The organism is Streptomyces sp. PTL18 (genome assembly GCF_059510295.1).
Genome location: NZ_JCAJZO010000069.1, coordinates 1 through 7,966, shown reverse-complemented (window position 1 = coordinate 7,966; position 7,966 = coordinate 1). Strand labels below are relative to the sequence as shown.

The window sequence follows — 7,966 nt, the reverse complement described above, 5'->3', positions numbered from 1 at the left end:
TCGCTTTTTTCAGGATCTCGATCGTCTGCTGCTGTTCGCGGTTCTCTCTGCGCAGCCGACGCAGTTCCTCACGCTCCGCGCTGGTCAGCTCGCCCGGGGCGCCCTCGCCCTGGTCGGCCTTGGCCCGGCGGTACCAGCCGCGCAGGGACTCGGAGCTGATGCCGAGTTCCCGGGCGACGGCGGTGACCGTCTTGCCCGAGGAGTCGACGAGCGCGATCGCGTCCCGCTTGAACTCCTCGGTGTACCGCTTCGTGTACTTGCTTCCCACCTGGTGCTACTTCCTCTGGAACCTCACGTCCCAGTCTCCAGGTGTCCACGATCAAGGGGAAGCTTCACACACATCGGTCCGGAGCTCGCCAGTCTGATCACGGAAGCCGCCACCAATGCACTGGCCCGATCCCTGCCAGACTTCCGTAACCGCAACTACGACGAACATGAGGGGATCGAACCGCTCGAAGAAGCGTTGCGCTGTCTGTCCCGCGCTGAGGTGGAGCACTTCTTCTCGGGACGCCGCATCACCGTCTCATCCCGTCACAACCTCGAAGGTGGGATCGAAGTACTGTCGTCCGACCCGCCAGTCACGCTCTCCGGATTCTCCAGGGGCACCAAGAGGCACCAGAAAACCGGCAGCTCACGGAAGACGGGCAACGGGACTCCTCTGCCCTCTCCTCGGACCACTGGGTTCGTGTACGTCCAGCGGAACCCTGCCTTCCCGGACATGCTCAAGATCGGCTACACAGACCTGCTCGCGGAGGACCGAGCCAAGAACCTGTCGGGCACATCGGTCCCCTTCCCCTTCGACGTGCTCTTCAGGGCCCACACATCCCGGCCCAAAGACGTCGAACAGGCTGTCCACCGCCTCCTCACCGCCCAACGCGTTAACGCAAGCAAGGAGTTTTTCCGCGTCTCCCTTGACACGGCCATCGAGGCGATCCGCCGGTGCCAGAGGGAGGTAACCGGTATCAACAGCTGGGAGCCGATCCCTGCGCTTCATCGCCTGCCCGCGAATGACCGAGTCGTCCTGCCACTGAGGGCAGGGCAGTTGTTCGTGCTCACCGCGTACCCCCATCTGCTCAGCTCGTCCGCTGAGGTTCTCGACATCTGGATGGCCCACGCGGACGGCGACCTCCTGGAGATCCACTCCACGCATGACCCCGGGCACGTGGCCGGAATCAGCGACAACGATCCCGGCGCTTACGAGGACCCCGTTCCCTTCCTCGACAGAGACGGAACCGTGCGGAACGGCATGCTCCATGGCAGGGAGCGCCTGGTAGCCGGCGACCGGCTGATCTGGTTCTCGGACGAGGAGGGGCCGACCGACGCCCGCGGCGTCGTCTTTGAAGCGAACGCGTCCTGCCAGGTCACCTACCGGACATCAGCCCCCCGACGGGGCCCGCTGGGTATTCCTCTCCTGCTGAACGATCCTGACCGGGACCTTCCTGATGCTATGGGGGCACTCGTCAAGGATGTCCTCGCACTGCGCCCACCGCGCACCTGGGCTCCCCGGAACCCTCAAGAAGAGGACGGCTGGGCGGTAGCAGCCACGGATCCGCAGCCGCCCGAGCACTGGCTCCCTCAACTCGAACGACGGCGAAACGACGTGCGCCGGGACCGACCCTGAGTACCGTGCGGTATGGGGGCCAGCTCGACGTGTCCATGTCCGGCGCCAGGACTGAATTACCAGCCGGATCGATTGCGCCGCGGCTCCGTAGACGGCTCGATACCCGGCTCCGGGAGCGGTCTGAGCACATGCCAGAGTGAACCGCATGATCCCCGCGCACATCCCCGACGAGCCGCCGCTGACCTACCCCGACAGCTTCGACATACCAGTCCTGTTCCGAAACGGACCCGCGAAGAAGCCTCGGCGGCAGTGGCGGACGGCCAAGCACAAGGCGTGGGCGGGATCGGACGGGTTCCCGGCGGCCGACGGCTGGTACGCCCCGACCACCACGTGGCGGGAGATCATCAAGGCTGCCACCGAAGTCGGCCGCGACGTCACCCCGCACCTGCAGAACCAGCCGCGCTACGCACACGGGGAACTGGTCGCTCGGGTCTCTCCGCTGTACGCCTACCTTGGCGCGCACGTCGTCGAGCCCCGTCACCCTGTGCCTGGGGCCAAGGGCCGGCGCCTGACCTGGAACCCGGTGTACGCGCACGGCACCGAGCGCAGCGCGAAGAACGCCGCCGGCTACCGGCTGGGCATGACGATGACCGAGTGGGCCTGCCGTTCGTTGCTGGGCCTCGGCCAGACCGAGCACCTCGAACTCGGCGGGCCCATCCCCGCTCTGTACGACACGTTCAAGGACCCGAAGAAGAAGCTGCCCGACCTGTGGGGGCGCCACGAGGCAGAGGAGAGGTACTGGCTGATCGAGGCCAAGGGTGGCGACGTCGGCCTGGGCACGCTCCGCAAAGGGTGGGCGCAGCTGGCGGCCGGCAGCAAGATCCTCGGCGCGTATGCGCACCGCACCGTCCTGGTCGGAGCGTCCGTACGTCCCGGTGACGATCTCTTCCTCACCATCGACCACGACCTACACCCTGGCCAGCCGCCCCTCAGCCCTGATGGGTCTGGCATCGACGAGGAGGCGGCGGGCGCGGGCAACCTGGAAGACCGCCTCGGCGACAGCGACGACGCGCTCATCGGCGCGGCCCGCGCCCAGATGCTCACCTACCTCGCCTTGCGCTCCGCTCCCGTCTCGCAACTGCGCACCGTGCCCGTGCCCGCAGAGCGCACTTCTCGCCGTCGGCGCACCGGACTCACCACGCCCCTGGAGCACGACGGGCTCACCCTCGCCATGCGGGCCGATGCCCGCGGAGCAGCGCTCCAAGCCGAGCAGCACACCTTGCGCGCCGGTATCCGCTCCATAGGGCTCGACGACTTCCTCACCTGCCGCATCCCCGGAACCGAAGTGCACCTCGGCATGTCCCGGAAGCTCTTCGCCGCCTGCGAGCGCCTCCATGAGGAAGACCTCGCCATCGCCCGGCGCACTCCAGGACTGCGCGCCGAGGACGAGCCGAGCGGTGACCAAGAGCTCAGCGACGAAGCCCAGGAAGAACAGCGGCTCACCCAGCGGCGGATCTTCCGCGAGCAGCAGGAGGAAGCCCGCCCCCGGCTGCGCCTCCTGCTCCGCGACGCCTACGAGCGGGGTGCGACGAGCGACTGGAGCAGCCTGCTGCGCCGATCCCAGGAGCCGGCACTCGACCTGGAAGGCGACGAGAGCCTCCTCGAAGCGGCGACACCAGAGACCTACCTGGCGGTCAGCCGCTACGACCTGCCCCCGGCACGCGCCTAAATCTCCACATCAGCCGATACCAAGCGTTCGGGGATGCGCCAAGGAGCAGCTCCCCTTGCCGGCATGACAGGCGGCAGCTGGCGCCTGGCGGTTGGAGCACCGAACGCACAGAGACGATTCGCTGATCTTGGGGCGCGGCCGACAGTCGGAGGCGGGAACTGATCACCGGCCGCTGGTCCTCATCGGCACCCCCTGGGCGGTCCGCAGCGTCAAGGGCATCACGGGCCGCTGGTGTGGCGGGAAGTTCCCTACCGATTGTGCGTCCGTGAGCGCCGACTGAGCGTCAGCGTGCCTGGTGCTCAGGTGCTCACGCGCCCGCCCCTCAGTGTCCAGGGTGGATCACGACTGCGTGGCGGAACGGCAGTCTACGGAACCGCCGGCTGCACCCTGTTGGTCCTGGCGGACACACAACTCCAGCAGCGTCGCGAGGCGCAGATGGGGCCTCCTCCGGATGGCGCCGCCTCCCATCCGGGCGAAGGAAGTATCGCGTGCGCCGCCCGTCTCGCTCCCGTGTGAGGTAGCCGACTTGTTCCAGGTCCTCGATGATGCTCTGAACGGTGCGGTTCGGCGTCGATAGACGCCAGCAGGCCCCCGGATTCGCTTCACGGGGGCCTGCGGCGGTGGTTGATGTTCGGCTAGTTGGTCTTGCTGTTGTCGTCGGGCTCGGACTCGGTCGTCGTACGACGGCGGACGGCGACCAGGGTGACGACGCCCGCGATGACGAGGATCCCCGCGCCTGCGGCGATCCAAGGCGTGGCGTCGGCACCGGTGTGGGCGAGGGAGCCTGCCGGGGTCGGCGGCGAGGAGTCGCCGTCCGGGGCCGTGGCTGCGGTGGACGAGGAGTCAGCATCCGCTGTGCCGGTGTCCGGCGCTGAGGGCTTGACCCCGCCGGTCCCGTCGCCCGGCGTGTCCGCAGGAGTCGGGGTGCCGGTGGGCTTGGACGTCGGCTTGTCCGAGGGGTGGGGCTTCGGGCTGGTGGCGGTTTTGGTGTTGGTAACGGTCACCGTCACCGGAGCGCCGGGGCCCGCGGTGAATGTCTTGGACGGCTTGTAGCGGTCGTATCCGGCGGGTGCCTTGACCTGCTTGACCCAGAACTCCATGTTCCGGCTCGACACCGGCAGCTCCCCTGAGGCCGTGCCCTTGTCCCCGGTCGTCAGGGTGAGCAGCGTCGATGTGCCGGTGCCGATGTTCACCGTTGCGCCGGGCAGGAGCTTGCCGGTCTTGTCGTCCTTGGCCTGCAGGAGAACCTTGGCGGCCTTGAATGGGTCGGTGATCGTCAGTCGCGTGGTGGCGCCAGGCGTGATGATGACGTCCTGGTCGGCGACAACCTCGTGGAGCGGGCTGTTGGAGGCGGTCTCCTTGAGTCGGTAGATGCCCGGGGCGAGGTCGGGGAAGGTCAGCTTGCCCTGCGCGTCGGTTGTCCCGTGTCCGGCCTCCTGGCCAGCTGAGTTGAGCAGCAGGAACGCGGCGCCGGGGAGCCCATCGCCGGCCGTGTCCCTGGTGGTGATCTCGACGCTGCCCGCGTCCGGGGCCGGTGTGTCGGCAACGGTGGCCGACGCGGAGGGGGTCGGTTCGGAGGGTTGGGCGTTCGCGGCCGGCGCCCAGGTGAGGGTGCCGGTCACTGCGGCGACGACTGCGGCGGATCGGACGGCGCCACGGACGAAACGAGCGTGCACGAGGAAGGGGGCTCCTTGATCGGTTGGTGGAAGGTCGGTCACCGCACGGGGATTCAGCGGGTGCGGGCTTGGCTGCGGGTGGCTGGCGGGGCGGGCGCCCGGTGCGCTGCGCGGCTCGCCGCGGGGCTTGGCGTGGTCGCGGCCCAGGCGCCGGGGAACCAGACGGTGGTGTACTGCTCGATGGCGTCGCGCAGCCCGGTGGTGACGGCTCCCTCCCAGGGTGGCCGACCGGGGCGGCGGTTGGTGCTGAACGTGCCGTACTGCTTGGTGTTCGGCCGGGTGTTGTGGGCTTCGTCGCGGCGGTGGAAGGTGCCGTGATCGAGGAAGCTGAGGGCGACCACGTCGATTTCACCGCGGTCCGGGTGGATGACCGCCACACGAAGTCCGCCGTAGGTGTCCGCGTGGATGGTGGCGGTGAAGTCGATCCGCAGCCGCAGCGGTGCGCCCGGGACCGGGGCGGCGAAGTAAGTGGCGCCCACGACGGCGTGGTCGTGGAAGGGGAGGCACAGTTCGGCGAAGAACTCGGCGGCGTGCAGGGACAAGGGGGATCTCCGGTCGGGGACGGGCCGGCGCTATCGGCGCGGGCCGGGCAGGGCCGGTCGGCTGTTGGTGCTCCACCGAGGGACACTCGCAGCCGGCAGCGCGGCCGGCCGGCGAAAGGCAGCCCGCTGCACGTCGAGCGGAGTTGGGGCCTGCGGCTGCGGTGGGATGATGGGGGTGAGCTGGGCCATGCCCTCGATGTAGCTGAGGGTGTCCTGGCGCCACCGGGGAAGCGGAGCCGGATCGGCGACGCACTGGGTGACTGCGGTGAGCAGGGCGACGGGGGTGTCGGTGCTGGCCGTCGCGTACCAGACGGGCCGGTCAATGGATCTTCCCGCCCACAGCTGCCAGCGAGCGTCACGGGTGGTCAGCTCGGCCTCCGGATCGAGGTCCCCGGTGGTGAACTCCAGACCGGCGAGGCCGTCCGGGGCCTGGACGGCGAACACGCCCCAGCGGGGACGGTCGATCTCCCAGCCTTGTTGCAGGAGAGGCACGACGGCGAGGAAGGGATCGTGCTCGTCGGTTCCCGAGACCGGTCTGGCGAGGTAGGCGTCCGGCCCCTGTTCGTAGGCGGTGGCGAGGGCGGTGGTGAACGCCTGGACGAACTCGGTGGGGAAGCGGTCGTTGAAACAGACGCCCCATGTCGGCGGGCCAAACTGGTCCTTGTAGGCGTTGATGCGCCAGAGCCCGTCGTCCTCGCCTTCGGGCAGGTAGCCCAGGCGCATGCGCCGGTCGGGAGCGTTGACGTACACGTTGCCGAGGTCGTCGTGCTGGACGTCCCAGCCATGGTCGATGAGCGGGGTGAGGGCGGGGTCGCCGGTGTTGGTGCTGCTGGCGAGATGGCGCGGTGAGACGAAGACGTCTCCGTCAGGCGTGTGAGGGTCGTCGTGGAGGGACACGGGTTCCTGATTGGCGGCGTGGGCGGATGAGTCAGTCAGCGGGCAGCAAAGCTGCTCGTAGGGCGTCGGTCGAGCCGGTGTAGTGCAGCGTGCGAAGGCCCAAGCGGGCGGCGGCCTGGCAGTTGTCGGGGCGGTCGTCCACGAACAGGACACGTCGTGGATCACCGACCCCGGTGGCCGCCAGCGCCTGCTGGTAGATAGCCGGGTCGGGCTTGCACAGCTGCAGGCGGGCCGAGTAGAGCGCCTGGGTCATCATTCGGCGCCAGTCGTGGGTGTCCAGCACCGTACTGAGGTGGGTGGGTGCGTTGGACAACAGCACCATCGGCAGTCCGGTGGCATGGGCGCGGCGCAGGACGGACAGGACGCCCTCGTCGGTCGCGGACCACATGTCGGTGTCTGCGGCGAGGAGTTCGCGCAACAGGCGGGGGCCCGGATGGAAGCCGAGGACGCGGGCCCAGTACGCCAGGTCGCTGAGCTGGCCGGCGTCGTAGAGGTCGCGGGCGTTCCAGAAGACGCGCTGGAATGCTGCGAGATCGTCTTCGGGCCAGGAAGCGGTACGGGCCAGCCGTAGCCACTGGGCGCGGGTGGGCTGCAGGCCGAGGACGCCGTTGTAGTCAAGGATGACGGCGTCGGGGCCGGTGGGGCGGGTCAAGGGGCGGTGTTCTCCAGGGCTCGGCGGGTGAGGGCGGCGAGAGCGGCTGCGAGGAGGGCGGGCAGCAGCAGGGCCGTGGGCAAGGTGGTGGCGCTGGCGAGGGCGCCGATGACGGCGGGGCCGGCGAGGAGGCCGAGGTAGCCGGTGACGGAGACCGTGGCGACGGCCCTCGGGCCGTGTCTGCCGGCGGCGGTGATCAGGGAGGGGACGGTGCTGGACAGGCCGAGCCCGAAGACCGCCCAGCCGGCCAGCGCCGCAAGCACGCTGCCGACCAGGACGCCGGTGGTCAGTCCGCCGGCGGCGAGCGCAGCGCCGGTGCGGACCACGGCAGGAGCGCCGAAGCGGGTCGTGAGCCAGTCGCCGGTGAGCCGGCCGATCGCCATGCCCATGCTGTAGAGGGCAGACGCTGTCGCGCTGAGGGCGGATGTGGCGTGCAGCGTGTGCAGGTGCACTGCGGCCCAGTCGGCCGCCGCCCCCTCCCCCAGCAGGCTCGCAGCCGCCAGCGCACCCAACAGCCACACACCTCCCGCCCGGCCCTGACCGGCCCCCTGGGGCTCCGGCAGCTTGGGCTGGTCGGCGCCGCTCAGCGCGAGGGTGCGCGGCCCGGCGACGAGCACGGTCGCGGTCAGCGCGAGGCCGGTGGCCATAAACAAGGCGCTGTGGGCTGTGCGCGCAGTGGCAGCGGCCATGGCGGCACCGCCCAGGGCACCGATCGAGTACGCGGCGTGCAGGGAGGACATGACCGGCCGGCTGGCGGCGTTCTGGCAGCGAACCGCCGCGGTATTGGCGGCGACGTCCAGGACACCGTGCGCGGCACCGAAGGTGACAGCCGCCGCGAGTAGTGAGGTCAGCGTCCGGCACTGCCCCAGCACGGCGAGAGCCGCTCCCAGTGCGACAGCTCCGCCAATC

At 69.6% G+C, this 7,966-nt stretch carries 8 protein-coding genes; 2 read left to right on the top strand and 6 right to left on the bottom strand.

Features of this window, described 5'->3' with window-relative positions; all coding sequences use genetic code 11:
- Positions 1–268, bottom strand: a 268-nt coding sequence (locus tag AC5WS8_RS38730) for a transposase (protein WP_496108169.1), incomplete at its 3' end; no start/stop codon positions are given.
- Positions 269–271: 3 nt separating this feature from the next.
- Here AC5WS8_RS38730 and AC5WS8_RS38725 point away from each other — a divergent pair.
- Positions 272–1,621, top strand: a complete 1,350-nt coding sequence (locus tag AC5WS8_RS38725; protein WP_496108168.1) for a GIY-YIG nuclease family protein — start codon at positions 272–274, stop codon at positions 1,619–1,621.
- A gap of 145 nt (positions 1,622–1,766) precedes the next feature.
- The gene (locus tag AC5WS8_RS38720) at positions 1,767–3,290 is read left to right on the top strand and encodes a gamma-glutamyltransferase (RefSeq protein ID WP_496108167.1); all 1,524 of its coding nucleotides are present in this window, start codon (positions 1,767–1,769) and stop codon (positions 3,288–3,290) included.
- A 635-nt stretch (positions 3,291–3,925) separates the two neighbouring features.
- Here the strand turns inward: AC5WS8_RS38720 and AC5WS8_RS38715 are convergent.
- The 5 genes from AC5WS8_RS38715 to AC5WS8_RS38695 all read right to left on the bottom strand — a co-directional run.
- Complete coding sequence (locus AC5WS8_RS38715; RefSeq protein ID WP_496108166.1) at positions 3,926–4,966, bottom strand: MSCRAMM family protein; 1,041 nt, start codon at positions 4,964–4,966, stop codon at positions 3,926–3,928.
- 53 nt (positions 4,967–5,019) lie between these two features.
- Positions 5,020–5,508 carry a hypothetical protein gene (locus tag AC5WS8_RS38710; protein WP_006143140.1) on the bottom strand — a complete coding sequence of 163 codons (489 nt, stop codon included), beginning with the start codon at positions 5,506–5,508 and terminating at the stop codon, positions 5,020–5,022.
- Positions 5,509–5,538: 30 nt separating this feature from the next.
- Positions 5,539–6,405 (bottom strand): SPDY domain-containing protein, encoded by an 867-nt coding sequence (locus AC5WS8_RS38705; protein WP_496108165.1) that lies wholly within the window; start codon positions 6,403–6,405, stop codon positions 5,539–5,541.
- A 31-nt stretch (positions 6,406–6,436) separates the two neighbouring features.
- A complete protein-coding gene (locus AC5WS8_RS38700) occupies positions 6,437–7,057 on the bottom strand; it encodes an HAD family hydrolase (RefSeq protein WP_496108164.1) in 621 nt (206 codons plus the stop codon).
- Positions 7,054–7,966 (bottom strand): MFS transporter (locus AC5WS8_RS38695; RefSeq protein WP_496108163.1); only part of this gene is annotated, 913 nt, incomplete at its 5' end. The genes AC5WS8_RS38700 and AC5WS8_RS38695, both read right to left, overlap by 4 nt.

Bases quoted from the DNA above. Each gene is read 5' to 3' on its own strand.
- AC5WS8_RS38720 (WP_496108167.1), top strand. From the start codon at position 1,767: ATGATCCCCGCGCACATCCCCGACGAGCCGCCGCTGACCTACCCCGAC.